The organism is Streptomonospora mangrovi, from assembly GCF_027604915.1.
Classification (GTDB): domain Bacteria; phylum Actinomycetota; class Actinomycetes; order Streptosporangiales; family Streptosporangiaceae; genus Streptomonospora; species Streptomonospora mangrovi.
This window is the reverse complement of record NZ_JAJAQC010000056.1, coordinates 19,240-44,743: the sequence shown is the minus strand read 5'-3', so window position 1 is coordinate 44,743 and position 25,504 is coordinate 19,240. Positions and strand designations below refer to the sequence as shown.

Here is a 25,504-nt window from a genome sequence, read left to right as displayed (position 1 = left end):
CGGTCGCCGCGGCCGTAGCCGCCGGGGCCGCCCGAGCGCGCCGGGCGGTCGCCGCGGGCGCCGCCGCCGGCGCGGTCGGACCGCTCACCGCGGCCGCCGCGCGCGAAGCGGTCGCCGGAGGACCCGCGGGCCGCCCCCCGGTTGCCGTCACGCCCCGTAGCGTTGGCGGCCCCGCGGGCGCCGCCGCGCCGGGCCGAGGTGTCGTGGTCGCCGCGCTCACCGCGCGGGGCGGACCGGCCGCGCTCGGCGCGGCGGTCGTCGTGGTCCCGCTCACCGCGGGATCGGTCGTTCTTACGTGGCGTGTTCACCGGTGTCGTCAAAACCTTCGATGTCGTCAGGCAGGAAGGGGGCGAGGTCGGGGAGTTCGCCGAGGTCGCGAAGGCCCAGACGCTCCAGGAAATAGGTGGTGGTGCGGTAGAGCAGCGCGCCGGACTCCGGGTCCTGTCCGGCCTCCTCGATCAGGCCCCTCAGTACGAGGGTACGCATAACCCCGTCGCAGTTCACACCGCGCACCGCGGAGACCCGCCCGCGCGACACCGGCTGGCGGTAGGCCACCACCGCAAGCGTCTCCAGCGCGGCCTGGGTCAGCCGGACCTCCTGGCCCTCCTTGAGGAAGTGCTCGACCACGGCGGCGCACTCGGGCCGGGTGTAGAACCGCCAGCCCTCGGCCACCTGGCGCAGGTCGAAGCCGCGGCCCTGCGCGGTGTACTCCCCCGCCAGCTCGGCCAGCACCCGCGCGATCTCCTCGACCGGGCGGTCGAAGGCGCGGGCCAGGTCGTACTCGGCGACCGGCTGGTCCACCACCATCAGCACAGCCTCCAGGTCGCGGCGCAGCTCCGCCTCGCCCCCGCCGCCGGCCGCCGGCGGCCGCGCCGCCGCCTCCTCGTGCTCCACCGCGCTCACGTCTCCTCCTCGCTCTCGCGCCTGGCCTGGTCGAACTCGTCGGACACCGCGATCGTCCCCTCGGCGCTGCCGGTCCAGGTGATCACCAGCTCGGCCAGCGGCTCGGGCTGGTCGAATCCCACACTGGCGGCCCGGTACAGCTCCAGCAGCGCCAGGAACCGCGCGACGACCTCGAAGGTGCCGGCGCAGTCGGCGGTCAGCTCGGCGAACGTCAGCCGCCCGTGCTCGCGCAGCGCGCGCACCACCACCTCGGCCTGCTCGCGCACCGAGGTGCGGGTCTGGTGGATGTGGGTCACCGGGACGCTGGGCGGTTCGCGGGGGGTGAACACCCGCGCCGCCAGCATCGCGAACTCCTGGGGGCCCAGCTTGATGAACACGTCGGGGCGCGCCTCGGCGAACCGCGGTTCCAGCCGCACCGCGCGCGGGAAGCGCCGGCCCTGCGCGGACAGGCGCCCCGCCAGCACGGCGGCGGCCTCCTTGTAGGCGCGGTACTGGAGCAGGCGGGCGAACAGCAGGTCGCGCGCCTCCAGCAGGGCGAGGTCGGCCTCGTCCTCCACGTCGCCGCGCGGCAGCAGCCGCGCCGCCTTCAGGTCCAGCAGCGTGGCCGCCACCAGCAGGAAGTGGCTGGCCTGGTCGAGGTCCCAGTTCCCCTCGTGGGCGTGGATGTAGGCGATGAACTCGTCGGTGACCTTCGACAGCGACACCTCGGTGATGTCGAGCTTGTGCTTGGAGATCAACCCGAGGAGCAGGTCGAAGGGCCCCTCGAAGTTGTCCAGGTGCACCTGGAATCCGCCGTCGGAAGCGGCCTCGCCGCCGGGAGCGCTCATGGGCGCGCCCGGGGCGAGGCCGGACTGCTCTGGGTCATCGTTCCAGGGTGGCACCGTTGAACCGGTGCCGTGGTCACGTCTCGCTCAGCCGCCGCACCAGCATGCTGGAGGCCCCGTGCTCCTCGAAGTCGGCCAGCAGGACCGCCACCGCCTCGCGGACGATGCGGCCGCGGTCGGCCGTGATGCCGTGGTCGCCCCGCAGGGTCAGCCGGGTCTGCTCCAGCGCCAGCAGTTCGGGCGCCGAGATGTAGACCGTGATCTTCTCGTCGTGGCGCTGCCGGCCGCTGGGCCGGGGCGGGCGCGCGGGCCGGGCGCGCGGCACCGGGCGCGCGCCGCCGGAGGCCCCGGCGGGGCGGGCGGCGGGCGGTTCGGGCTCCGGTGGCGCGGGCTCGGGCGCGGCGGGCTCCGACGGGCGGAAGAACAGCTCGTCGGCGCCCGGCAGCGTCACGCGTCGTGTCCGCTGATTGGCCACCTGGCCAGCACCTCCTTCGCCAGCTCCCGGTAGGCGTTGGCGCCCGCCGACGAGGAGTCGAAGCGGGTGATGGGTTCCCCGGCGACGGTGGCGTCGGGGAAGCGGACGGTGCGGTTGATGACGGTGCCGTAGACCTTGTCGCCGAACCCGTCGATGATGGTGGCCAGGACCTCGCGCGCGTGCAGGGTGCGCGGGTCGTACATGGTGCCCAGGAAGCCGTCGATCACCAGGTTCTCGTTGAGCCGCTCCTGCACCTTCTGGATGGTGTCCATGAGCAGCGCGACACCGCGCAGCGCGAAGAACTCGCACTCCAGCGGCACGATCACGCCGTCGGCGGCGGTGAGCGCGTTGACGGTGAGCAGGCCCAGCGACGGCTGGCAGTCGATGAGCACGACGTCGTAGTCGTTGATGACCGGGCGCAGTGCGCGCGAGAGCATGTGCTCGCGGGCGACCTCGCCCACCAACTGGACCTCGGCCGCCGACAGGTCGATGTTGCTCGGGATGAGGTCGAGGCCGTCGACGTCGGTCTTGATCAGGACGTCCTCGACGGTGACGTCGCGCTGCATGAGCAGGTTGTAGACGGTGAGGTCGAGTTCGCGCGGGTCCAGCCGCCCCAGCCCCACCGACAGCGCGCCCTGCGGGTCGAAGTCGACCAGCAGCACCCGCCTGCCGTACTCGGCGATGGCCGCGCCGAGGTTGATCGTCGTCGTGGTCTTACCGACCCCACCCTTCTGATTACACAGTGCTACGATACGGGCCGGGCCGTGGCTGTCCAACGGCGCCGGTACCGGGAACTCCGGCTTCGGTCTTTTCGCTTGCAGTGCCGCCCCCGTGCTGCGCGTTTCCCCCCATGGGTTGCTCACCGGGGAGTCCGGCATGTTGTCGTCGACGGGGCCGACCGGCTCCGCGTCGTCGTACTCCGACCAGCTCACAACCCTTGACCTCCCTACGGACCCGCCGGCGCCGGGCGGTTGGGCGCCCCGCGCGGCCGGCCGTCGGAAAAACTCAATATGTCGACAGCGACCAACCGTCGTGCGGCGACTCTAGAACGACGGCACGCAATGATTCAACGCGACACTCTACGGCCTCGCCCGCCGGTGCCGGGCGGGTTCGCGCACCGGGGGTCACCGGGCGGCCGGCGGCGGGGCCTCACCCGGCGGCGTTGGCCCGGGGGTGGCTGGCCGCGTAGACCTCGCGCAGGCGGTCAACGGTGACCATCGTATAGACCTGGGTGGTGGTCACCGAGGCGTGGCCCAGCAGCTCCTGCACCACACGGACGTCGGCGCCGCCGTCGAGCAGGTGGGTGGCGAAGGAGTGCCGCAGGGTGTGCGGCGAGATGTCGCTGAGCCCGGCGCGCTCGGCCGCAGCCCGCAGCACCGACCACGCGCCCTGGCGGGTCAGCCGCCCGCCGCGGGCGTTGAGGAACAGCGCGGGCACCCCCCGGCCCGAGGCCGCCAGCACCGGCCGCGCCCGCACCAGGTAGGACTCCACCGCGCCGCGCGCGAACCGGCCGATCGGCACCAGCCGCTCCTTGCCGCCCTTGCCGCGGAACCGCACCACGCTGACCTCGCCGGAGCCGTCGGCGCCCTCGGCTCCCGATCCGCCGGCGCTGACGCGGGTGAGGTCGTCGACGTCCAGGCCCACGGCCTCGGAGATCCGCGCGCCGGTGCCGTAGAGGAGTTCGAGCAGGGCGCGGTCGCGGGCGGCGCGGGGGTCGCCCTCGGCCGGCACCGCGCCCAGCAGGGACTCGATGGTGTCCAGCGACACCGCCTTGGGCAGCCGGCGCGGCGGCGCGGGCGGGCGCACTCCCCCGGCGGGGTCGGTGGCGGTGATGCCCTCGCGCAGGGCGAACCGGTGCAGCCCGCGCACGGCCACCACGGCGCGGCCGGCGGAGTTGGTGCCCAGGGGCGGGTGGTCGGAGTCGCCCTCGCGCAGCCGGCGCAGGAACTCGGTGACGTCGGACTCGGTGACGCCGTCGAGGGCGGTGTGGCCGCGGGCGGCCAGGAACGCGAGGTAGCGGTTGAGGTCGCGGCGGTAGGAGGACAGGGTGTTGTCGGCCAGGCCGCGTTCGACGGCGAGGTGGTCGAGGTAGCCGCGCACCACCGAGACCAGCGCGGCACCGGGCTGCCGCGCGGGGGACGCGTGCTGCTCGGCCGCTGCCACGATCACCCGTCTTCCGCCGCTGGGGAGGTCAACGCGCCGATCATGCCACACGGCGCCGACATTCGCCGGGCGACACGGCGATACCCGGCCAAGCCTCCCCCAATTCGGACAACCCGCCGCGCCGCGCCCCGGGGTGCGGGGCGCGGCGCTGAGCGGTGCGGCGCGGCGGCTCGGCCGGCGGCCGCGGCGCGGTGTGCGCGTGCCGTCTGCGCGGTGCGGGCGGCTCAGTCGGCGGCCGGGGCCGGGCGCAGAGCGGCGAACCCGCCGCGCGCGGCCGAGGCCGCGGCGAGCACGCCGATCACCGTGGCGCCGTTGTGCACCCGCCCGGCGAGCACGGCGGCCTCGGCCTCGGCCAGCGGGACCCACGCGGCGGCCAGGTCGGCCTCCTCGTGCTCCCGGACGAAGGAGACCTCCGACGCGGCCAGCGGGTGCAGCCCGCGCCCCAGGAACACCTGGATGCGCTCACTGGAGAACCCGGGCGAGGGGAAGAAGTCGGCCAGCTCATACCAGCGCTCGGCGCGGTAGCCGGCCTCCTCGGCCAGCTCCCGCTGGGCGGTGCGCACCGGCGGCTCGCCCTCCTCGTCGCGAACGCCGGCGGGCAGCTCCCACAGCCGGTGCCGCACGGCGTGGCGGTACTGGTGGACCATCAGCACCCGGTCGCGGTCGTCCAGGGCGAGCGCGGCGACGGCGCCGGGGTGCTCCAGCCGCTCGCGCGGCACGGTCTCGTGCCCGCCGCCGGCGGCGGGCATGCGCACCCAGTCGACGACGGTGGAGGTCTTGGCGCCCCGGTAGACCTCGCTCGTCCTGTCGACCGGCCAGGACTCCGGGTTGTCGGCGAGCGCGGCGGCCTCGGGCTCGGCGGCGCTCATGCGCGGCCGACCGCGGCGGCGCGCTCCAGGGCGGCCGAGATCAGCCCGCGGAACAGCGGGTGGGCGCGGGTGGGGCGCGACCGCAGCTCGGGGTGGGCCTGGGTGGCGATGAAGAACGGGTGCTCCTCGCGCGGCAGCTCGACGTACTCCACCAGGCGGCCGTCGGGCGAGAGCCCGGAGAACACCAGGCCGGCCTCGGCCAACTGGTCGCGGTAGGCGTTGCTCACCTCGTAGCGGTGGCGGTGCCGCTCGGAGACCTGGGCGCTGCCGTACAGCTCGCGGGCCAGGGAGCCCTCGGCGAGGTCTGCGGGGTACAGGCCCAGCCGCATCGTGCCGCCCATGTCGCGCTCGCCGGCGACCACGTCGGTCTGGTCGGCCATGGTCGCGATGACGGCGTGCTTGGCCTTGTCGTCGAACTCGGCGCTGTTGGCGCCCTCCAGGCCGACGACGCTGCGGGCGTACTCGATCACCATGCACTGGAGGCCCAGGCAGATGCCCAGCAGCGGGATGCGGTTCTCGCGGGCGTAGCGGATGGCGCCGAGCTTGCCCTCGATGCCGCGCACCCCGAACCCGCCGGGGATCAGCACGCCGTCGACGCCCGACAGCTCCCGCTCGGCCCCGGCCTCGGTGGCGCAGTCGTCGCTGGCCACCCAGCGCAGGTCCACGCGGGTGTTCTCGGAGAACCCGCCGGCGCGCAGCGCCTCGGTCACCGAGAGGTAGGCGTCGGGCAGGTCGATGTACTTGCCCACCAGGGCGATGGTGACCTCGCGGTCGGGCTGGTGCACGCGGCGCAGCAGGTCGTCCCACTCGGTCCAGTCGACGTCGCGGAAGGCCAGGCCCAGGCGGCGCACGACGTAGGCGTCGAGGCCCTCGCGGTGCAGCACCTTGGGGATGTCGTAGATGGAGGGCGCGTCGGGCGTGGAGACCACGCCGCCCTCGTCCACGTCGCACATCAGGCTGATCTTGCTCTTGAGGCTCTGCGGGATGGGCCGGTCGGCGCGGCACACGATCGCGTCGGCCTGGATGCCGATGTTGCGCAGGGCGGCCACCGAGTGCTGGGTGGGCTTGGTCTTCAGCTCGCCGGAGGGGCCGAGGAAGGGCAGCAGCGACACGTGCAGGAAGAAGCAGTTGTCGCGGCCGATCTCGTGGCGGATCTGGCGGACCGCCTCAAGGAAGGGCTGGGACTCGATGTCGCCGACCGTGCCGCCGATCTCGGTGATGACGATGTCGACGTCGGCGGACTCCATGGCGTAGATCCGCGCCTTGATCTCGTTGGTGATGTGCGGGATCACCTGCACGGTGTCGCCGAGGTAGGCGCCCTGGCGCTCCTTGGCGATCACGCTGGAGTAGACCTGGCCGGTGGTGACGTTGGCCGACGCCGACAGCTCGGTGTCGAGGAAGCGCTCGTAGTGGCCGATGTCGAGGTCGGTCTCGGCCCCGTCGTCGGTGACGAACACCTCGCCGTGCTGGAACGGGTTCATCGTTCCCGGGTCGACGTTGAGGTAGGGGTCGAGCTTCTGCATGGTGACCCGCAGGCCGCGCGACTTCAGCAGCCGCCCGAGGCTGGAGGCGGTCAGGCCCTTTCCGAGACTGGAGGCGACACCGCCAGTGACGAAGAGGTGTTTGGTGCTCGCGGCGGATGCCAAATGTTGCTCCCGTGGTCGTAAGGCGACGGCCGTCCCGCTTTCGATCGGACGTCCGTGCGGTGCCCGGTGCCGCGGTCAGGCTGGTCGTCGGCGACCTCGGACTCCACGGGCCACCAGGATAACAGTGCCGGGCACCTGCGCCGATACACACCCCGGGCGAGGGCCTCGCCCAGGGCGAACCGCAGGCACGTCCGTGGAATCGACGGCGAGGAGACCGCCGTGGGCCACCCGGCCGCCCTAGCCGGGGAAGCCTCCAGCGCGGCCCAGGAGGGCCGGGGGCTCCTTGCCCAGGAGCGACCCCAGCCAGGTGCCCACGCGGGCGGTGGCGGCGGAGTCGACGCCCGTGGCGGCACCGCTTCGGTCGAGCAGGTAGACGAGGTCCTCGGTGGCGATGTTGCCGGTGGCCCCGGGGGCGAACGGGCAGCCGCCGAACCCGCCGACGCTCGCGTCGAGCACGTCGACGCCGTGCTCCAGCGCGGTGTGGGCGTTGGCGTAGCCGGTGTTGCGCGTGTTGTGGAAGTGGCAGCGCAGCCGCACGCCGGGGGCCGCCGCGCGGACGCGGGCCAGCAGGTCGGCCACCTGGCGGGGCACGCCCACGCCGATGGTGTCGGCGACGGCGATCTCGACGGCTCCGGCCGCCGCCGCGTCGCGGGCGATCGCGGCCACGCGCCCGGGGTCGGTCTCGCCCTCGAAGGGGCAGCCGAAGGCGGTGGACACGGTGGCGCTGACGGGCGTGCCCGCCTCAGCGGCGGCCGCCGCGATGTCGGCGAAGACCGCCGTCATCTCCTCGACGGTGGTGCCCTGGTTGCGGCGACAGAACTCGTCGGTGGCCGGGATGGCGACGTTGACCTCGTCCACCCCGGCGGCCAGGGCGCGGTCCAGGCCCTTGCGGTTGAGGACCAGGCCGATGTAGGAGACGCCATCGGTGCGCGGGACCGCCGCCATGACCTCCTCGGCGCCGGCCATCTGCGGCACCCGGCGAGGGTTGACGAAGCTGACGGCCTCGATGCGCCGCGCGCCCGCCGCGACCAGCCGCCGGATCAGCTCCACCTTGTCCGCCACCGACAGGGGCGTGTCCTCGTTCTGGAGGCCGTCGCGCGGCCCGACCTCGACGATCTCCACCCGTTCCGCCGCCGCCATGCGTCCGCCCTTCGTCGCGTCCACCGGCGCCGCCCCGCCCGGCGGCGCCCCTGCCGGCCAGGGTAGTGCGGTGCGGCCCGCGCGGTCAGCGCAGGGCGAGCGCGGGGCGGACCTCCCAGGTGGTCCACACCGGGCGGTAGCCCATGCGGTTCCAGAACGGGCCGGACAGCGGGTTGAGCATGGCGTAGTTCAGCAGCGTGATCTGCACGTTGTGGGTGTCCAGCGCCTGGTGGGCGTGGCTGACCAGAGCGGTGCCGATCCCCCGGCCGCGCTCCTCCTCGGCCACCACGCCGTAGCCGATGTGGGCGGCGGGCGCGCTGCGCACCAGCGGGGCGGCCCAGCGGGCGCGGTCGGGCGGGGACACCCAGATCAGGCCGACGGGGCGCCCCCGGCGCTCGGCCAGCCAGATCCACGACGGCGAGCGCGCCAGCGAGCGCGCGGCCACGCCCCGGGTCTGCTCGGCGGTCTCGGGCTGGACGAACACACCGCCGAAGTGCTCCTCGTAGCGGTGCTCCTCCATGAGCAGGCTGACGATCTGGGTGAGGTCCTGGGAGTCGGCCAGCCGGATGGTGACGTCGCGGGGCGGCAGCGAGGGCGGCACGCCCCGGCGCCGCTCGCGGGCCGCCAGCACGCTGTAGGGCTGGAGGCCGTGCCACTGGAGCGCGGAGACGGCCGAGACGTCGCGCGCCGGCCAGGTGAGCAGGGCCGCCGACTCCGAGCCGGTGCCGGTGGGCAACTGCTGGAGCTGCTCGCGCCAGCTCGACAGCAGGGAGTCCAGGGCCCTGCGGGGTTCGGGGCCGCCGACGACGGGGGTGAGCCAGTGCTGGTCGGGCATGCCCCAGGTGCGGCCGACCTCGCCCGGCTGGTGCCAGGTGTAGCGCATGGTGCCGGCGGCCACCGGCTCGCCGTTTTCGTCGCTGACCGTCAGGAGCGGATAGGTGCTGGACCGGGGGCGCGTGGGCGCGGGCAGCAGCGGGTCGACCGCCCGCCACCGCTGCGCCACGGAGTTCACCAGCCGGTCGAACTCGGCACCGCTGCCGGGCAGCTCGTCATGCCGCACCCGAGCGACATAACCGCCCATCCCACCTCCCTGGCCGCGCATACCGCATACCTGCCTTCGACCCGCCGGCGCGGCGTGCCGGGGGTCTTTCAGCGGTCACATACCGTTGCAACACGGACACAAAGACCGTAGCGCCTCCGGCCCGCATTCGCCCGCCGACCCGGCGAGAATTACCCGGATCGTTTTGAAATTGTCGCCATGCAATTTCATCCGCGACAACGCCTCGTGCGCCCTACGGTAGCCGATCGGCAACGCCTGCCACCACGCGGGTCCGGCACCGCGCAACAGCCGCTGAAATGCGAGGACGCGGCCGAACTCGGCAAACGCACGCCGCGTCGGCACATGCATTCGCAGGCCGGGTCCAGGGCGAACGGCGCAGCGTAACCATTGGCCGACGGAATTCACGCTCCGTGTCATTCGACGGCCGATTTCGTCATTTCCGCACTTCAGCGCGGCGCCGCCGGGGAGAGCAGAACGGAGTACTCTACCGGCCCGGGCGCGCGGCGCAAACACGCGAGCGGGGCCGGGGCGCACGCGCCCCGGCCCCGCCGCCGCGATGACGCAGCGTCAGCTCACCCCGGCGGCGTCCATGCCGCGGAGTTCGCGCTTCAGCTCCTTGATCTCGTCGCGCAGCCGCGCGGCCAGCTCGAACTGGAGGTCGGCGGCGGCCTGGTGCATCTGCTGGCCGAGCTGCTCGATGAGCTGGGCCAGCTCCGCGCGCGGCATGGCGCTGACGTCCTGGGAGCGTTCCTGCCCGGCCAGGGCGGGGACCGGCGCCTTGGGGCTGCGGTAGCCCGACCCGATCAGCTCCTCGGTGTCGACGTCCTCGCGCGCCAGGGAGTCGAGGATGTCGGCGATCCGCTTGCGCAGCGGCTGCGGGTCGATCCCGTGCTCCTCGTTGTAGGCCAACTGCTTGGCGCGGCGCCGGTTGGTCTCGTCCAGGGCGTTGCGCATGGAGTCGGTGATGTTGTCGGCGTACATGTGCACCTGCCCGGCGACGTTGCGGGCGGCGCGGCCGATGGTCTGGATCAGCGCGCTGGAGGAGCGCAGGAACCCCTCCTTGTCGGCGTCGAGGATGGCCACCAGGGAGACCTCGGGGAGGTCCAGGCCCTCGCGCAGCAGGTTGATGCCCACCAGGACGTCGTACTCGCCCACGCGCAGCTCGCGCAGCAGCTCCACCCGGCGCAGGGTGTCGACCTCACTGTGCAGGTAGCGCACGCGTATGCCCAGTTCGGCGAAGTAGTCGGTGAGGTCCTCGGCCATCTTCTTGGTCAGGGTGGTGACCAGCACGCGTTCGTCGCGCTCGGCGCGCAGCCGGATCTCGTGCACGAGGTCGTCGATCTGGCCGTCGGTGGGCTTGACCACGACCTCGGGGTCGACCAGGCCGGTGGGGCGGATGACCTGCTCCACCACGTCGCCGCCGCTCTGGCGCAGCTCGTAGGGGCCGGGCGTGGCCGACAGGTAGACGGTCTGCCCGATGCGCTCCACGAACTCCTCCCACTTCAGCGGGCGGTTGTCCAGCGCCGAGGGCAGCCGGAACCCGTGGTCGACCAGGGTGCGCTTGCGGGAGGCGTCGCCTTCGTACATGCCGCCGATCTGCGGGACGGTGACGTGGGACTCGTCCACGACCAGCAGGAAGTCCTCGGGGAAGTAGTCGAGGAGGGTGTTGGGCGGGCTGCCGGGCGCGCGGTCGTCGAAGTGCAGGGAGTAGTTCTCGATGCCCGAGCAGGTGCCGACCTGGCGCAGCATCTCGAGGTCGTAGGTGGTGCGCATGCGCAGCCGCTGGGCCTCCAGCAGCTTGCCCTGGTTCTCCATCTCGGTGAGGCGTTCGCCGAGTTCGGCCTCGATGCCGGCGATGGCGCGCTCCATGCGCTCGGGGCCGGCGACGTAGTGGGAGGCCGGGAAGAGGTACATGTGGTCGGCCTCGCCCAACACCTCGCCGGTGAGGGGGTGCAGGGTGAGCAGCCGCTCGATCTCGTCGCCGAACATCTCGATGCGGATGGCGAGTTCCTCGTAGACCGGGATGATCTCGACGGTGTCGCCGCGCACCCGGAAGGTGCCCCGGGTGAACGCCATGTCGTTGCGGGTGTACTGCATCTGCACCAGCCGGCGCAGGAGGTCGTCGCGGTCGATCTCCATGCCGACCTCGAGGGCGGCCATGCGGTCGACGTACTCCTGGGGGGTGCCCAGGCCGTAGATGCACGACACCGAGGCGACCACGATGGTGTCGCGGCGGGTCAGCAGGGAGTTGGTGGCCGAGTGGCGCAGCCGCTCGACCTCGTCGTTGATCGAGGAGTCCTTCTCGATGTAGGTGTCGGTCTGGGGGACGTACGCCTCGGGCTGGTAGTAGTCGTAGTAGGAGACGAAGTACTCGACCGCGTTGTTGGGCAGCATCTCGCGCAGCTCGTTGGCGAACTGCGCGGCGAGGGTCTTGTTGGGCTGCATGACCAGGGTGGGGCGCTGGAGCTGCTCGACCATCCAGGCCACGGTGGCGGTCTTGCCGGTGCCGGTGGCGCCCAGCAGCACGGTGTCGCGGTCGCCGGCCCGCACCCGGCGGGTGAGTTCGGCGATGGCCGCCGGCTGGTCGCCGGCGGGGGTCATCTCCGAGACGACCTCGAACGGCGCCATCTTGCGCTGGATGTCGGTGACAGGCCGCACGCTGCCTCACTCCCCTCGGGACCACTGGTCCTTCCACGGTATAGCCCGGGTCGGACAACACCGGTCGCGCGCGGCGGATTCCCCGTTCCACCCGCTCAGGCGCGGGAGCTGAGGTCGGCCCACAGCTCGGCGACCTGTCGGTCGAGGTCGGCGGGGGTGCCGGAGTTGTCGATGACGAGGTCGGCGGCGGCGCGGCGGCGCTCGCGGGTGGCCTGGGCCTTGATGCGGGCGCGGACCTGCTCGGCGGGCATGCCGCGGTTGGCCACCACCCGCGCCACCTGCTCCTCCTCGGGCAGGTCGACCACCACGACCACGTCGTAGAGCGCGCCGAGGTCGTTCTCGACCAGCAGCGGGACGTCGTAGACCACGACCGCGTCGGCGGGCGCCGCGGCCATCAGCTCCTCGGTGCGGGCGCCCACGCGCGGGTGCACGATGGCGTTGAGCCGGGCCAGGCGTGCGGGGTCGGAGAACACGATCTCGCCCAGCCGGGGGCGGTCCAGGCGGCCCTCGGGGGTGAGGATGTCCGGGCCGAACTCCGCGACGACCTCGGCCAGGCCGGGGGTTCCGGGCTCCACGACCTCGCGGGCGATCTGGTCGGCGTCGACCACCACCGCGCCGTGGTCGGCCAGCCGCCGGGCGACCGCGCTCTTGCCCGAGCCGATGCCTCCGGTGAGTCCCACGCGCAGCACGGCGGCCCCTCAGGCGGTCTGGGCCGCGGTGCCGCGGCCGGGTACGGGCTTGCGCAGATGGACCATGGTCAGGTGGTCGGCCAGGCGCTCGCGGTGGGTCTCGTGGTAGCCCAGGCCGCGGTAGAACCGCAGGTTGGCCGCGCTGTCGTGGCCGGTGGCGATGGCGAACCCGGTGACGGCGGGGAACGCCGCGGTGATGCGGTCCTCCAGCGCGGTCATCAACGCGCGGGCGATGCCGCGGCGGCGCAGGTCGGGGGCCACGCACAGCTTGCTGACCAGGGCGACGCCCTCGGCGGCCCGGCCGCGGACCGCGCCCACGATGCGCCCCTCCAGCACCGCCTTGAGCAGCACTCCCCCGGACCCGCCGAAGCGGCGGACCTGGTCGAGGGACTCGGTGAGCGGCAGGATGAACGGATCGCCGTAGGCTTGGGCCTCGTCGACGAAGGCCGCGCGCTGGAGGGTCCAGAGCTCGCCCGCGTCCTCGGCGACGGCGTCCTCGATCGCGAGGCCGGGCGGCGGGCTCATCTCGGCTCCCCTCGTGCTGCGTGCGCGGCTGCGGCGATCATAGCGAAGGGCCGCCCCCGCGAACGGGAGCGGCCCTGGCGATTCGCGCGGTGCGCGACCGAGCAGCGGCGGACTAGCTGTCGGAGCCGCCCGCGAGCTTCTCGCGGAGCGCCGCGAGGGCTTCGTCGGAGGCCAGCGCGCCGCCGCCGGACTCGGACTCGCCGCCGGAGCTGGGCGCGGGGGCGGGCTCGCCCTCGTAGGCCGGCTCGGCCGCGGCCTCGGCCTCGGCGGCCTGGGCCTCCTCGACCTGCTTGCGGTGCGCCTCGAAGCGGGCCTGCGCCAGGGCGTACTGGCGCTCCCACTCGTCGCGCTGGGCCTCGAAGCCCTCGAGCCACTCGCCGCTTTCGGGGTCGAAGCCCTCGGGGTACTTGTAGTTGCCCTGCTCGTCGTAGTCGGCCGCCATGCCGTAGAGCGTGGGGTCGAAGTCGACCTGGTCGGGCGACACGCTCTCGTTGGCCTGCTTCAGCGAGAGGCTGATGCGCCGGCGGTCGAGGTCGATGTCGATGATCTTGACGAAGATCTCGGTGCCGACCTGGACGACCTGCTCGGGGATCTCGACGTGGCGCTCGGCCAGCTCCGAGATGTGCACCAGGCCCTCGATGCCCTCCTCGACGCGGACGAAGGCGCCGAAGGGGACCAGCTTGGTGACCTTGCCGGGCACGACCTGGCCGATCTGGTGCGTGCGGGCGAACTGCTGCCAGGGGTCTTCCTGGGTGGCCTTGAGGGACAGGGAGACGCGCTCGCGCTCCATGTCGACGTCGAGGACCTCGACGGTGACCTCCTGGCCGACCTCCACGACCTCGCTGGGGTGGTCGATGTGCTTCCAGGACAGCTCCGAGACGTGCACGAGGCCGTCCACACCGCCGAGGTCGACGAAGGCGCCGAAGTTGACGATGGAGGAGACCACGCCCTTGCGGATCTGGCCCTTCTGGAGGGTGTTGAGGAAGGTCTGGCGGACCTCGGACTGGGTCTGCTCCAGCCAGGCGCGCCGCGACAGCACGACGTTGTTGCGGTTCTTGTCGAGCTCGATGATCTTGGCCTCGAGCTCGCGACCGACGTAGGGCTGGAGGTCGCGCACGCGGCGCATCTCGACCAGGGAGGCCGGAAGGAAGCCCCGGAGTCCGATGTCGAGGATCAGGCCGCCCTTGACGACCTCGATCACGGTGCCGGTGACAACGCCGTCCTCTTCCTTGATCTTCTCGATCGTGCCCCAGGCGCGCTCGTACTGGGCGCGCTTCTTGGACAGGATGAGGCGGCCTTCCTTGTCCTCCTTCTGGAGGACGAGGGCCTCGACGTGGTCGCCGACGGACACGACCTCGCCTGGGTCGACGTCGTGCTTGATCGACAGTTCCCGGGACGGGATAACACCCTCGGTCTTGTAGCCGATATCGAGCAAGACCTCGTCTCGATCGACCTTCACGATGGTGCCTTCGACAATGTCACCGTCGTTGAAGTACTTGATGGTCTCGTCGATCGCTGCGAGGAAGGCTTCCTCGGACCCGATGTCGTTGACCGCTACCTGGGGTGTCGAGGTTACCTCGGTGCTGCTCGTCATGTGTGGGTGGACTCCGGATACGGACATTGGCAGAAAGGGTGCGCCGCGGGCTCGTGCGGCTCCGCCGCCACTCCGGGGACGAGCGGCCCGAGCCGAAGGCCCGGATCCGGTCGGTGACCCGCCGAGGTGCCGGCGGACCGCGGTGCCGACCCGAAGCCCGGGGGTCGAGTATGCGATCTGGCTGTCACACCGGCACGATCTCCGAGGTCGAGTTGCGCACGCGAGTCCACAACGCTCTAGCCACAATATGAGACGGGGGCGGCCAGGTCAATCGGAATACCGCCGACAAACCGGCTTTCGCGCATCCGCGTGATCTTACCCCCCTCCGGCGCGAGGTCGGAACGGGGTCGGTTCCGGCGCCGGGGGGCGCCCGTCCGCGCGGCCCCGGCACGGCCCCCGGGGGGCGCCGGGGGCCTACGCCGGCGGGCGCGCCCGGCGGGGGTCAGTCGTCGGCGCCGCGCCCGCGCAGCCGCTTGACCTGGGAGCGCCGCCGCTTGGCGGCCAGCCGGCGCTCGGTGGAGCCGCGCGTGGGCCGGGTGGCGCGCCGCGGCCGGGGGTCGGTGAGGGCGGCGAGCGCGAGCCGCGCCGCGAGCCGTTCGCGGGCGAGGTCGCGGTTGCGCGCCTGGGACCGGAAGTCCTCGACCGTGACGGTGAACACGGTGCCGACCAACCGGCCCGCCAGCCGGCGCAGGGCGCGTTCGCGCTCCTGGGCCGACAGCGACCGGGTGGTGGCGAGGTCCAGGGAGAGCGAGACGCGGGTGTCGGAGGTGTTGACGTGCTGGCCGCCGGGTCCGCTGGAGCGGGAGAACCGCCAGACCAGCTCCTGCTCGATCAGCCGGACGCGGGGGGAGGTCCGCACCGCGTCCGGCGGTTCGGGCCGCTCGACCGGCCGGGCCTCCTTGGCCATGGTGCCCACCCTCCCCGTTGTCCGTGCGCGTGTGTCGTGGTCATGGCGTGCCGCCGGCCGCGCGCGGCCGGCGGCCGGGCGCTCCCGGAGTACAGCGGTCCGGGCGGAGCTGGAATTCCCGGTCAATGCGCGGCGTCGTGCCAGTCGCGGCCGACGCCGACGGAGACCGCCAGCGGCACACGGAGAGGATAGGCGCCGGCCATCTTGTCCGACACCAGTTTTCGCACGGGGTCGAGTTCGTCGGCGGCGACCTCCAGGACGAGTTCGTCGTGGACCTGGAGGAGCATCCGGGAGCGGTGGCCGGCCTCGCGCAGGGCGGTGTCGACGTCGAGCATGGCGACCTTGATGATGTCGGCGGCCGAGCCCTGGATGGGGGCGTTGAGGGCCATGCGCTCGGCCATGTCGCGCCGCTGGCGGTTGTCGCTGGTGAGGTCGGGGAGGTAGCGGCGGCGGCCCAGCATGGTCTCGGTGTAGCCGTCGCGCCGGGCGCGGTCGACGACCGCCTGGAGGTAGTCGCGCACCCCGCCGAACTGGACGAAGAAGTCGTCCATGAGGGCCTTGGCCTCCTTGGGGGTGATGCCCAACTGCTGGGAGAGGCCGTACTCGCTCAGGCCGTAGGCCAGGCCGTAGTTCATGGCCTTGATGCGCGCCCGGGCCTCGGAGTCGACCTCGGTGACGTCGGTACCGAAGACGCGGGCGGCGATCTCGGCGTGGAAGTCGTGCCCGGTCTGGAACGCCTCGATGAGGGCGGTGTCCTCGGACAGGTGCGCCATGATGCGCAGCTCGATCTGGCTGTAGTCGGCGGTGAGCAGGTGCTGGTAGCCCTCGCCCACCATGAAGGCGCGGCGGATGCGGCGCCCGGCGTCGGTGCGCACGGGGATGTTCTGGAGGTTGGGTTCGACCGAGCTGAGGCGGCCGGTGGCGGCCACGGTCTGGTTGTAGGTGGTGTGGATGCGGCCGTCGGCGGCGATGGTCTTGACGAGCCCCTCGACGGTGGTGCGCAGCCGGGTCTGGTCGCGGTGGCGCAGCAGGATGACCGGGAGTTCGTTGTCGGTGCGGGCGGCCAGCCAGGCGAGGGCGTCGGCGTCGGTGGTGTAGCCGGTCTTGATGCGCTTGGTCTTGGGGAGGTCCAGCTCGGTGAAGAGGATCTGCTGGAGCTGCTTGGGCGAGCCGAGGTTGAACTCGCGGCCGACCACGCGGTGGGCCTCGGCGACGGCCTGGCGCACGGCGGCGGCGAACTCCTCCTCGAGGGAGTCGAGGTAGGCGCGGTCGGCGGCGATGCCGGTGCGCTCCATGCCGGCCAGCACCCGCACGAGCGGGAGTTCGACGTCGCGCAGGAGGGCGGCGCCGCCGCGCTTGTCGAGGTCGGAGTCCAGCCCGGCGGCGAGGTCGAGGGTGGCGCGGGCGCGCACGGCCAGGGCCAGGCGCTCGGCGGCGCGGGAGTCGGCCTCGGCGTCGCCGAGGTCGAGGGCGAGCTGGCCGCCGTCGGCCTGCTGCTCGGTGAGTTCGCGGTTGAGGAAGCGGCGGCAGAGGTCGCCCAGCTCGAACCGGCGCCCGCCGGGCTGCACGAGGTAGGCGGCGAGCGCGGTGTCGCTGGTGAGGCCGCGGAGTTCCCAGCCGCGCGCCCACAGGGCCAGCAGCGGGCCCTTGGAGTCGTGCAGGGCCTTGGGGAAGCGGGGGTCGGCCAGCCAGGCGGCGAGCGCGGATTCGTCGTCGGCGCCCAGGGCGGCGGGGTCGGCGTGCAGGGCGGGGCCGTCGGGGGCGGCGACGGCCAGGCCGGTGAGTTCGCCGGTGCCGGCGCCCCAGGTGCCGGCCAGGGCCAGGCCGCAGCGGGCGCCGGAGGAGGCGTGCCGCTCCAGCCAGGCGGCCACGGCGCCGGGTTCGGCGGTGGTGAGGTCGACGCTGAACTCCTCGGCGACGGCGGCGGGGCCGGCGGTCTGCTCGGCCTCGCCGAGCACGGAGAAGAGGCGGTCGCGCAGGGTGGAGGCGAACTCCAGGTTGTCGAAGAGGTCGTTGACGCCGGAGCGGTCGGCCTCGCCCAGGGTGAGGTCGTGGACGCCCGCCTCCAGCTCGACGTCGGGGTCGAGGCGGTTGAGCTGCTGGTTGCGCAGCACCTGGTCGAGGTGGTCGCGGAAGTTCTGGCCGGCCTTGCCGGTGACCTCGTCGGCGTGGGCGACCAGTTCCTCAAGGGAGCCGTACTTGGTGATCCACTTGGCGGCGGTCTTGGGGCCCACGCCGGGGACGCCGGGGAGGTTGTCGGCCTTCTCGCCGACGAGCGCGGCGAGGTCGCGGTAGCGCTCGGGCGGGACGCCGTACTTCTCCTCGACCCGTTCGGGGGTCATGCGGGTGAGGTCGGAGATGCTCTTGCCGGGGTAGAGCACGGTGCAGGTGCGGTCGACCAGTTGGAAGGCGTCGCGGTCGCCGGAGGCGATGAGGACCTCCATGCCCTCTTCGCGGCCGCGGGCGGCGAGCGTGGCGATGACGTCGTCGGCCTCGTAGCCGGGGGCGGAGACGCTGGTGATGCCCACGAGCTTCAGCAGTTCCTGCACGAACTCCACCTGGGAGGGGAACTCCTGGGGGGTGTCGGCGCGCCCGGCCTTGTAGTCGGTGTAGATCTCGTCGCGGAAGGTGGGTCCGGAGAGGTCCCAGGCGACCGCGATGTGGGTGGGCCGCTCGTCGCGCAGCAGCTTGATCAGCATCGAGGTGAAGCCGTAGATGGCGTTGGTGGACTGGCCCGTGCCGGTGGTGAACTTGTCGACCGGCAGGGCGAAGAACGCGCGGAACGCCATGGAGTGGCCGTCGAGCAGCAGCAGGCGTCCGCAATCGGACGGCGCCGCCTGCGCCGGGGACGGGCCGTTCTGACCGGGGGTCTCTTCTGTCATCGCCACAGGCAAATCCTAGGATGCCCTGCGGACATTTGCGCGCCGCTCGGCGCCGCCGGCGGCGCGCGCCGGGCGGGCGCGGGGGCGCCGGCGGGCCGCGGACGGCGCGGGCCGGGGCGATCGCAGAACGGGAGAGGCGATGTCGATCGACGCCGAGAAGCTGAACGCGCTGATCAACTCCGGCACGGCGGCCGGGGACCTCGGTCAGCGGCTGGGGCTGGAACTGCTGGAGGCGTCGGCCGACCGGGTGGTGGGCCGCATGCCGGTGCGGGGCAACACCCAGCCCTACGGGCTGCTGCACGGCGGCGCCTCGTGCGTGCTGGCGGAGTCGCTGGGCTCGATCGGCTCGATGATCCACGCCGGCGAGGGGCGGGTGGCCATGGGCGTGGAGATCAACGCGACCCACCACCGCAGCGCCACCGAGGGCCACGTGACCGGTGTGGCCACGCCGGTGCACAAGGGCCGCACCCTGGCCACGTGGGACATCGTCATCACCGACGACGAGGGCCGCCGGGTGTGCACCTCGCGGCTGACCTGCCTGATGCGCGACGCCTGAGCGCCGCGCCGGCCCGCCCGCGGCCCCGCTCCGGCTCCGGAGCGGGGCCGCTTCGCGTCGGGGCCGCTTTCGCGGGCGCCGGGCGGTGCGGCGGGGGGTGCCGAGGCGGTCCCGGGGCTGAGGCGCCGCACACATTGCGTGGTCACCAACCGCGTTTTCACGGCGGCAGATCGTAAGAAATGCCGCTGATCAGCGCATTTCACACGAGTCGTTGACTACGGAGCGATAACGGCATGAATCCGACTCAGCAGCGACATGAGGAGCGATCTACCGGAAGGTGAACGCGTGTGATTAAGCTCCGCTAACGCCGTTGGTTAAGTGCGATCACCCTCGCGGCGGCCAGCGCGTTGAGCCCCTGCGCCATCCAGCCGGTTGAACGGAGACACCTCGATGCCAAGAAAGAAGGCCCTCAGCCTCATCGCTGCGGCCTCGGCCCTCACCCTTGGGTTGACCGCCTGCGGAGGCGGCGGAGGAGAGGACGGAGGCGGCGAGAACGAGCCGTTGCAGTACGGCTACGTGCTTCCGGAGACGGGTGACCTCTCCCACCTGGGTCCGCCCCAGATCAGCGCGGCGCAGTACGCGCGCCAGCAGATCAACGACGCCGGCGGTGTTCTGGGCTCCGAACTGCCCGAGATGCTCACGGGCGACGAGGCCAACGACGCGGCGCAGGCCAACGAGGCCGCCGGCCGGCTGATCGACCAGGACGCCGACGTCGTCATCGGCGCCGCGGCCTCAGGCATGACCCAGGCCATCATGGACACGGTCACCAGCGCCGAGGTCGTGGAGTGCTCCGGCTCCAACACCGCTCCGGGCCTGGCCGAGGAGGACGAGAGCGGCTTCTACTGGCGGACCGCCCCCAGCGACCTCATGCAGGGCCCGGTGCTCGCGCAGAAGATCGCCTCCGACGGCCACCAGAGCGTCGCCATCACCTACCGCGCCGACGACTACGGCGAGGGCCTGGCCAACGCCACCGCCGACGCGCTGGAGCAGAACGGCATCGAGGTGACGTTCAACGAGGGCTACGACCCCAACGCCTCCAACTTCGACTCCGTGATCAACGGCATCGCCGACGCCGAGCCCGACGCGGTCGTCATCGTCGCCTTCGAGGAGGGCGTGCAGGTCGTCACCGGCCTGATCGAGGCCGGCGTCGACGCCGACCAGATGTACGGCACCGACGGCCTGAACGACGAGACCCTCGCCGAGAAGGTCGACGCCGAGGACCCGAGCACGGTCTCCGGCTTCCAGGGCACCGCTCCCGACAACGGCGACCAGGAGTTCATCGACGGGCTGACCTCCTTCGACGGCGACCTAAAGGTCTTCCAGTTCTCCGGCCAGGTCTACGACTGCGTGATCGTCACGGCGCTTGCGGCCGAGCAGGCCGAGAGCACCGACCCGGCCGTCTTCGTGGAGGAGATCGCGGCGGTGTCCAAGGAGGGCACCGAGTGCACCACCTTCGAGGAGTGCCGCGACCTGCTCGCCGACGGCGAGGACATCGACTACCAGGGCGTCAGCGGTCCGCTGGACTTCAACGACACCGGTGACGTCACCTCGGCCACCTTCCAGATCTACGGCTACGACGACGAGGGCGTCCACAGCAAGCAGGACGAGATCACCGTCGACGCGGAGTCGGGCGGCGAGTAGCCCGCGCGCCGATCCCCCCGGCTCCCCCGCTCCGCCGCGCCCCGCGCGGCGGAGCGGGACCGGCGGCGCACGGCCTCATCCCCCGGGAGTCCCCCCGGGGCGCCCGTCCCCCCCCCCGCGGACGGCCCCGGCACCTGTCGTGCCGGGGCCGTCCGTGTGTCCGCGCCCCTCCCCCGACCGGCCCGGCCGCCGGGCCGCCCCGGGCCTCCCGCCGCTCACGCGCCTCCGGAGCCGCGCGGCGCGGTTTCCCCCGGTGCGACCTCCCGGCGCCGCGGCCGCCGCCGTACCGCCGCCGTGTCCTGCACGGCCGGGGGTACCGGCACCTCCCGCCCGGCGCGCGGCGCTCCCCGTGGTGACACCGAGTCGGGCCGCCTCGGCCGGCCCGCTCGGCGCGGCGCTCACCCTCTCCCGCCTCCTCTGCTCCCCTCTCCCCCGCCACCGCACAGTGAAGGGGCGGCGCCCGGTGCGGGCGCCGCCCCTGATGGAGCCGGCCGTCCGTAGCGGCGGTCGCGCCGCCCGGACGAGAAGGGTCAGTCGGCCTTGGCCAGCGTCCCCAGGTACAGCTCGATGACGTTGGGGTCGTCCAGCAACTGGCGGCCCGTCCCGGTGTAGGCGTTGCGGCCCTGGTCGAGCACGTAGCCGCGGTCGCAGATCTGGAGGCACCGGCGGGCGTTCTGCTCCACCATGATCACCGAGACGCCCGTCTCGTTGATCTGGCGGACCCGCTGGAAGACCTCGTCCTGGAACATCGGCGACAGCCCGGCCGTGGGCTCGTCCAGCAGCAGCACCGAGGGCTCCATCATCAGCGCCCGGCCCATGGCGACCATCTGCCGCTCGCCGCCGGAGAGCGCGCCGGCCTTCTGCTTGCGGCGCTGGCCCAGCAGCGGGAACAGCTCGGCCACCGCCTCCAGCCGGCGCTGGAACACCTTGGGCCGCAGGAACGCGCCCATCTCCAGGTTCTCCTCGACGGTCAGCGAGGGGAACACGTTCTGCGTCTGGGGCACGTAGCCCACGCCGCTGGAGACGAGCTGGTGGGCGCTGCGGCGCACGATGCTCTCGCCGCGCAGCGTGATGCTGCCCGAGCGCACCGGCAGCAGCCCGAAGATGGTCTTGATCAGGGTGGACTTGCCCGCCCCGTTGGGGCCGATGATGCCCACGACCTCGCCCTCGGTGAGGGTGAGCGTGCAGCCGTTGAGGATGTTGACCTCGGGGATGTAGCCGGCCTTCAGCTCGTGGGCGAGCAGCAGATAGTCGCGGGGGTCGCCGACCTGCGCGGCCACCTCCCCGGCGTGCTCCAGGACCTCCTCGCGGTGCTCCTGGAGCACCTCGGCCTCGGCCTTGGTCTGCGGCGGGTGGGCCGCCGCCTCCGCGGCCGCCGGCCGCGCGGCGCCGGCCTCCCCGGCGGACTCGGCCGCGGCGGGCCGGTCCGCCTTGTTCTCGGTCGCGGTGCCGCTGGGTTCGGCGGCCGCGGGCGCCGCCGCGCCCGCGTCCTCCGCGCCGCCCGCGGCACCGGGCGTGGTGCCGGACTCGCTCACGGCTTCTCCTCCGTCTTCGCGCCTTGCGGCTCGTCGTGCTGGGTGCCCAGGTAGGCGTCGATGACCTGCTGGTCGGACCGGACGTCGGAGGGCCGGCCCTCGGCGATCACCTGCCCCTGGGCCAGGACCACGATCCAGTCGCTGATGCCCATGATCACGTCCATGTCGTGCTCGACGAAGAGCACGGTGGTGCCCTCGTCGCGCAGCGCCGTGATGTGGCCCAGCAGCGACTGCACCAGGGCCGGGTTCACCCCGGCCATGGGCTCGTCGAGCATGACCATGCTCGGGTTGACCATGAGCGCCCGCGCCATCTCCAGCAGCTTGCGCTGGCCGCCGGACAGGCTGCCGGCGATGTCGTCCTTCTTGGCGTCGAGCTTGAACCGGGCGAGCAGTTCCATGGCGCGCTCGCGGTTGGCCTGCTCCTGCCGGCGCCACATCCACCAGCCGAAGGCGCCGAAGAAGCCCTCGCCGACCTGGCCGGGGGCCGCCAGCAGCATGTTCTCCAGCACGGTCAGGCGGGTCAGCGCCTTGGTGAGCTGGAAGGTGCGCACCATGCCCCGGCGGGCCACCCGGTGCCCGGCCACGCCGTTGAGGGGCTGGCCCTGGAAGCTCCAGGTGCCCTCGTTGGGCTTGTCGAACCCGGTGAGCAGGTTGAACAGCGTCGACTTGCCCGCGCCGTTGGGGCCGATCAGCGCGGTGATGGTGCCGCGCTGGACCTCCAGGTGGTCCACGTTGACCGCGGTCAGCCCGCCGAAGGAGCGGCGGATGTGCGACGCGGTCAGGATGGGGTCCGGCTTGGCGACGCCGGGCACCGGCTCCACCGCGGCCAGCGGGCCGCCCGCAGCGGCGGGCGCGGTGCGCGTCGCGTCGATCCCGTCACTTGACATTGACCAGCATCTCCTTGCGGTTGCCGACGAGGCCCTGTGGCCGGTAGATGATCAGCAGCATCAGCGCGATGCCCACCAGGGCGTGGCGCAGCGCGCCGGAGTCGGAGGTCGCCAGGAACGGCAGCGCGCCCGAGGAGGCCAGCGAACGCAGCGTCTCGTCGAAGAGCGTGAGCAGGAACCACATGATCACCGGGCCGATCACCGGGCCCCACAGGGTGCCCACGCCGCCCAGCAGCAGCATCGCCCACAGGTAGAACGTCACCTGCGGCATGAACTGGTCGGGGGTGATGTTGCCCTGGTTGAGGGCGATGAGCACGCCGGCCACGCCGCCGAACACGCCGCCCAGCACCAGGCTCTGGAGCTTGTAGGTGAAGGCGTCCTTGCCCAGGGCGCGCACGGCGTCCTCGTCCTCGCGGATGCCCTTGATGACGCGGCCCCAGGGGCTGCGCATCAGCATGGCGGTCATGCCCAGCGCCAGGGCCACGCACGCCCAGGAGACCAGCATCAGCCACAGCTCGTCGGCGGAGAAGTCGACGTCGCCGATGCCGTAGCTGCCGGGCGGGATGATGCCGACCCGGTCGTTGAACTCGTAGAAGGCGTCGGCGAAGCTCTGCCGGCCGTACACGCCGCCGGTGACGGGGCGGGCGAACTCGGCGCGGTAGAGCAGCCGCAGCACCTCGGCCACGGCGATGGTCGAGATGGCGAGGTAGTCGGCGCGCAGCCGCAGGGTGGGGATGCCCAGGATGAGCGCGAGCACCACCGAGCACAGGACGCTGACGCAGAAGCCGACCCACAGCGGCAGGCCGAAGGTGGTGACGCACACGGCCACGCCGTAGGCGCCGACCAGCATGAACCCGACCTGGCCGAAGTTGAGCAGGCCGGTGTAGCCGAAGTGCATGTTCAGGCCGATGGCCGCCAGCACGTAGATGGCCGCGATGGGCCCGATGGCCGTTTCGAGGGACAGGGCCAGGGTCATCATGATGTCCATGTTCTGTCTCCCCTAGCCGACCCGCTCGCGCCGGCCGAGGATGCCCTGCGGCCGGACCAACAACACGACGATCATGATCAGCAGCGCCCACACGTTCATCAGTTGCGCCGAGAACCACAGGGTGGAGAGCTGCGCGACGAGCCCGATCACCAGGCCGCCGACCATGGCGCCGTAGGCGGTGCCCAGACCGCCCAGGATCACGGCCGCGAACATCAGCAGCAGCAGGTGGAAGCCCATCTGCCAGTACACCGACTGGTTGAGGCCCAGGAACACCCCGCCCAGCGCCGACAGGCCGCCGCCCAGCATCCACACGTAGACGGTGACGCGGTTGACGTCGATGCCGGAGGACTCGGCGAGGTCGCGGTTGTCCGAGACCGCCCGCATGGCCTTGCCGATGCGGGTGAACTGGAGCATGCTCGCCACGGCCACCAGCACGAGGACGGACAGCACCATGATGCCCAGGTCGCGCGGTGTGATCGCGATGGGGCCGATGTTGACCATGTCCTGGATGCGGAACTGCACGTACTTCTCGCGGTTGGCGCCGAAGACCACCAGCAGCAGGTGGCGCAGCAGCAGGGCGACGCCGATGGTCACGATGAACATCTGGATCATCGCGACGTTGCGCTTGCGCAGCGGCCGCCACAGGAACAGCTCCAGCACCCCGCCCACGGCCGCGCCGCAGACCACGGCCAGCACCGTGCCCACGATCAGCGGGTTGGTGACCAGGCCGAGCACGGGCACGTCGGCGAAGGGCTCGTGGAGGCCGGTGAGCATCGAGGTGCCGCTGAAGATCATGGCCATCACGGCGCCGAAGGTGACCATGTCGCCGTGGGCGAAGTTGATGAGGCGGGTGGTGCCGAAGATCAGCGACAGGCCGACCGAGGAGATCGCGATGATCAGGCCGAAGAGCAGGCCGGCGACGGTCAGGCCGATGATCTGGTTGGCCAGGCCGGGGCCGGTGGCGACCCCGGGGGCCTCCACGACCCCCTCGCCCTCCTCGGCACCGGATCCCGCGGCGTCCTCCTCCCCGGAGCCGCCGGAGTCCTCGGAGTCGGCCTCCTGCGACTCGCTGGGCGAGGCGGCGACGTCGCCCTCGCCCTGGGGCACGAGTCGGTAGACCACGGCGAAGCGCTGGTCGGCCCGGACCTCCACGTCCCGTTCGGCTCCCGCGGGAACCTGGAGCAGGTCGAACTCTTCGGGGACGGTCTCCTCGTCGAGCACGACCTGGTAGGTGCCGGGTTCGGGCACCTCTACTTCCCAATTGCCGTCGGCGTCGGTGGTGGCGGAGCCGATCTCCTCGCCCTCCTGCGACACGGCGATGTCGACGCCTTCGACACCTTCGTCGTCGCTGTCGGGGTTGCGGATCTGGCCCCACACAGACTCACCGCCCTGGGCGTCTGCTGCTGCTGTCCCCGGGATCGCCAGGAGTGCGGCGATGAGGGCGAGCAGCAGCGTCACGAGGCGTGTGCGCACGTGCGCTCCCTTGCGCATCTGACCGATTCATTATCTATGTCCTGATACCGACTGTTTTCTGGTCGGTGGCGCGAGTTTAGCTGGATTTA

At 72.4% G+C, this 25,504-nt stretch carries 21 protein-coding genes and 1 pseudogene; 2 read left to right on the top strand and 20 right to left on the bottom strand.

Features of this window, described 5'->3' with window-relative positions; translation table 11 throughout:
* The 16 genes and pseudogenes from LG943_RS24265 to polA form a co-directional block, all read right to left on the bottom strand.
* Window positions 1–308, bottom strand: a pseudogene (locus tag LG943_RS24265) (pseudouridine synthase); the annotation flags it as partial.
* Window positions 292–894 (bottom strand): SMC-Scp complex subunit ScpB, encoded by a 603-nt coding sequence (gene scpB / locus LG943_RS24260; RefSeq protein ID WP_270074682.1) that lies wholly within the window; start codon window positions 892–894, stop codon window positions 292–294. The pseudogene LG943_RS24265 and the gene scpB, both read right to left, overlap by 17 nt.
* A gap of 5 nt (window positions 895–899) precedes the next feature.
* Window positions 900–1,730, bottom strand: a complete 831-nt coding sequence (locus LG943_RS24255; RefSeq protein WP_270074677.1) for a segregation and condensation protein A — start codon at window positions 1,728–1,730, stop codon at window positions 900–902.
* Window positions 1,731–1,803: 73 nt separating this feature from the next.
* Entirely contained in the window at window positions 1,804–2,178 is a 375-nt protein-coding gene (locus LG943_RS24250) for a hypothetical protein (RefSeq protein ID WP_270074676.1), read from the bottom strand.
* Window positions 2,175–3,134: a ParA family protein gene (locus LG943_RS24245; protein ID WP_270074675.1), complete on the bottom strand. Its 960-nt coding sequence runs from the start codon at window positions 3,132–3,134 to the stop codon at window positions 2,175–2,177. Before LG943_RS24245 ends, LG943_RS24250 begins: the two co-directional genes overlap by 4 nt.
* A gap of 217 nt (window positions 3,135–3,351) precedes the next feature.
* Window positions 3,352–4,314 (bottom strand): site-specific tyrosine recombinase XerD, encoded by a 963-nt coding sequence (locus tag LG943_RS24240; RefSeq protein WP_270074681.1) that lies wholly within the window; start codon window positions 4,312–4,314, stop codon window positions 3,352–3,354.
* Between the two features lie 275 nt (window positions 4,315–4,589).
* Window positions 4,590–5,234 (bottom strand): NUDIX domain-containing protein, encoded by a 645-nt coding sequence (locus LG943_RS24235; RefSeq protein WP_270074674.1) that lies wholly within the window; start codon window positions 5,232–5,234, stop codon window positions 4,590–4,592.
* The gene (locus LG943_RS24230) at window positions 5,231–6,880 is read right to left on the bottom strand and encodes a CTP synthase (protein ID WP_270074673.1); all 1,650 of its coding nucleotides are present in this window, start codon (window positions 6,878–6,880) and stop codon (window positions 5,231–5,233) included. Before LG943_RS24230 ends, LG943_RS24235 begins: the two co-directional genes overlap by 4 nt.
* Before the next feature lie 237 nt (window positions 6,881–7,117).
* Complete coding sequence (locus LG943_RS24225) at window positions 7,118–8,020, bottom strand: hydroxymethylglutaryl-CoA lyase (protein WP_270074672.1); 903 nt, start codon at window positions 8,018–8,020, stop codon at window positions 7,118–7,120.
* An 85-nt stretch (window positions 8,021–8,105) separates the two neighbouring features.
* Window positions 8,106–9,101 (bottom strand): GNAT family N-acetyltransferase, encoded by a 996-nt coding sequence (locus LG943_RS24220; RefSeq protein WP_270074671.1) that lies wholly within the window; start codon window positions 9,099–9,101, stop codon window positions 8,106–8,108.
* 546 nt (window positions 9,102–9,647) lie between these two features.
* On the bottom strand, window positions 9,648–11,738 hold the full coding sequence (gene uvrB / locus LG943_RS24215; protein WP_270074670.1) for an excinuclease ABC subunit UvrB: 2,091 nt from the start codon (window positions 11,736–11,738) through the stop codon (window positions 9,648–9,650).
* Between the two features lie 95 nt (window positions 11,739–11,833).
* Window positions 11,834–12,427 (bottom strand): dephospho-CoA kinase, encoded by a 594-nt coding sequence (gene coaE / locus LG943_RS24210; protein ID WP_270074669.1) that lies wholly within the window; start codon window positions 12,425–12,427, stop codon window positions 11,834–11,836.
* Window positions 12,428–12,436: 9 nt separating this feature from the next.
* On the bottom strand, window positions 12,437–12,952 hold the full coding sequence (locus LG943_RS24205) for a GNAT family N-acetyltransferase (protein ID WP_270074668.1): 516 nt from the start codon (window positions 12,950–12,952) through the stop codon (window positions 12,437–12,439).
* Window positions 12,953–13,064: 112 nt separating this feature from the next.
* Entirely contained in the window at window positions 13,065–14,546 is a 1,482-nt protein-coding gene (gene rpsA, locus LG943_RS24200) for a 30S ribosomal protein S1 (RefSeq protein ID WP_270074667.1), read from the bottom strand.
* A gap of 442 nt (window positions 14,547–14,988) precedes the next feature.
* Window positions 14,989–15,453 (bottom strand): alternative ribosome rescue aminoacyl-tRNA hydrolase ArfB, encoded by a 465-nt coding sequence (gene arfB / locus LG943_RS24195; RefSeq protein ID WP_270074666.1) that lies wholly within the window; start codon window positions 15,451–15,453, stop codon window positions 14,989–14,991.
* A gap of 122 nt (window positions 15,454–15,575) precedes the next feature.
* Window positions 15,576–18,242, bottom strand: coding sequence for a DNA polymerase I (gene polA / locus LG943_RS24190; RefSeq protein ID WP_408648645.1), 2,667 nt, complete (start codon window positions 18,240–18,242; stop codon window positions 15,576–15,578).
* A gap of 232 nt (window positions 18,243–18,474) precedes the next feature.
* On the opposite strand from polA, the gene LG943_RS24185 reads away from it, so the two are divergent.
* Window positions 18,475–18,891: a PaaI family thioesterase gene (locus tag LG943_RS24185; protein WP_270074665.1), complete on the top strand. Its 417-nt coding sequence runs from the start codon at window positions 18,475–18,477 to the stop codon at window positions 18,889–18,891.
* 390 nt (window positions 18,892–19,281) lie between these two features.
* Window positions 19,282–20,532, top strand: coding sequence for an ABC transporter substrate-binding protein (locus LG943_RS24180; RefSeq protein WP_270074664.1), 1,251 nt, complete (start codon window positions 19,282–19,284; stop codon window positions 20,530–20,532).
* A gap of 530 nt (window positions 20,533–21,062) precedes the next feature.
* Here LG943_RS24180 and LG943_RS24175 read toward each other — a convergent pair.
* From LG943_RS24175 to LG943_RS24160, 4 genes are all read right to left on the bottom strand, one after another.
* Window positions 21,063–21,857, bottom strand: coding sequence for an ABC transporter ATP-binding protein (locus LG943_RS24175; RefSeq protein WP_270074679.1), 795 nt, complete (start codon window positions 21,855–21,857; stop codon window positions 21,063–21,065).
* 206 nt (window positions 21,858–22,063) lie between these two features.
* Complete coding sequence (locus LG943_RS24170; protein WP_270074663.1) at window positions 22,064–22,954, bottom strand: ABC transporter ATP-binding protein; 891 nt, start codon at window positions 22,952–22,954, stop codon at window positions 22,064–22,066.
* Complete coding sequence (locus LG943_RS24165; RefSeq protein ID WP_270074662.1) at window positions 22,944–23,942, bottom strand: branched-chain amino acid ABC transporter permease; 999 nt, start codon at window positions 23,940–23,942, stop codon at window positions 22,944–22,946. The genes LG943_RS24170 and LG943_RS24165 overlap by 11 nt, the downstream gene beginning before the upstream one ends.
* A 12-nt stretch (window positions 23,943–23,954) precedes the next feature.
* On the bottom strand, window positions 23,955–25,415 hold the full coding sequence (locus LG943_RS24160) for a branched-chain amino acid ABC transporter permease (RefSeq protein WP_270074661.1): 1,461 nt from the start codon (window positions 25,413–25,415) through the stop codon (window positions 23,955–23,957).
* Window positions 25,416–25,504: the final 89 nt, after the last annotated feature.

What these genes read in the sequence shown, in the direction of transcription:
- LG943_RS24180 (WP_270074664.1), top strand. Translation starts at nt 19,282, where the DNA reads ATGCCAAGAAAGAAGGCCCTCAGCCTCATCGCTGCGGCCTCGGCCCTC.
- LG943_RS24220 (WP_270074671.1), bottom strand. Translation starts at nt 9,101, where the DNA reads ATGGGCGGTTATGTCGCTCGGGTGCGGCATGACGAGCTGCCCGGCAGC.
- LG943_RS24205 (WP_270074668.1), bottom strand. Translation starts at nt 12,952, where the DNA reads ATGAGCCCGCCGCCCGGCCTCGCGATCGAGGACGCCGTCGCCGAGGAC.
- LG943_RS24185 (WP_270074665.1), top strand. Translation starts at nt 18,475, where the DNA reads ATGTCGATCGACGCCGAGAAGCTGAACGCGCTGATCAACTCCGGCACG.
- rpsA (WP_270074667.1), bottom strand. Translation starts at nt 14,546, where the DNA reads ATGACGAGCAGCACCGAGGTAACCTCGACACCCCAGGTAGCGGTCAAC.
- LG943_RS24170 (WP_270074663.1), bottom strand. Translation starts at nt 22,954, where the DNA reads ATGTCAAGTGACGGGATCGACGCGACGCGCACCGCGCCCGCCGCTGCG.
- arfB (WP_270074666.1), bottom strand. Translation starts at nt 15,453, where the DNA reads ATGGCCAAGGAGGCCCGGCCGGTCGAGCGGCCCGAACCGCCGGACGCG.
- LG943_RS24255 (WP_270074677.1), bottom strand. Translation starts at nt 1,730, where the DNA reads ATGAGCGCTCCCGGCGGCGAGGCCGCTTCCGACGGCGGATTCCAGGTG.
- LG943_RS24235 (WP_270074674.1), bottom strand. Translation starts at nt 5,234, where the DNA reads ATGAGCGCCGCCGAGCCCGAGGCCGCCGCGCTCGCCGACAACCCGGAG.
- polA (WP_408648645.1), bottom strand. Translation starts at nt 18,242, where the DNA reads ATGGCGTTCCGCGCGTTCTTCGCCCTGCCGGTCGACAAGTTCACCACC.
- LG943_RS24225 (WP_270074672.1), bottom strand. Translation starts at nt 8,020, where the DNA reads ATGGCGGCGGCGGAACGGGTGGAGATCGTCGAGGTCGGGCCGCGCGAC.
- LG943_RS24165 (WP_270074662.1), bottom strand. Translation starts at nt 23,942, where the DNA reads ATGGACATCATGATGACCCTGGCCCTGTCCCTCGAAACGGCCATCGGG.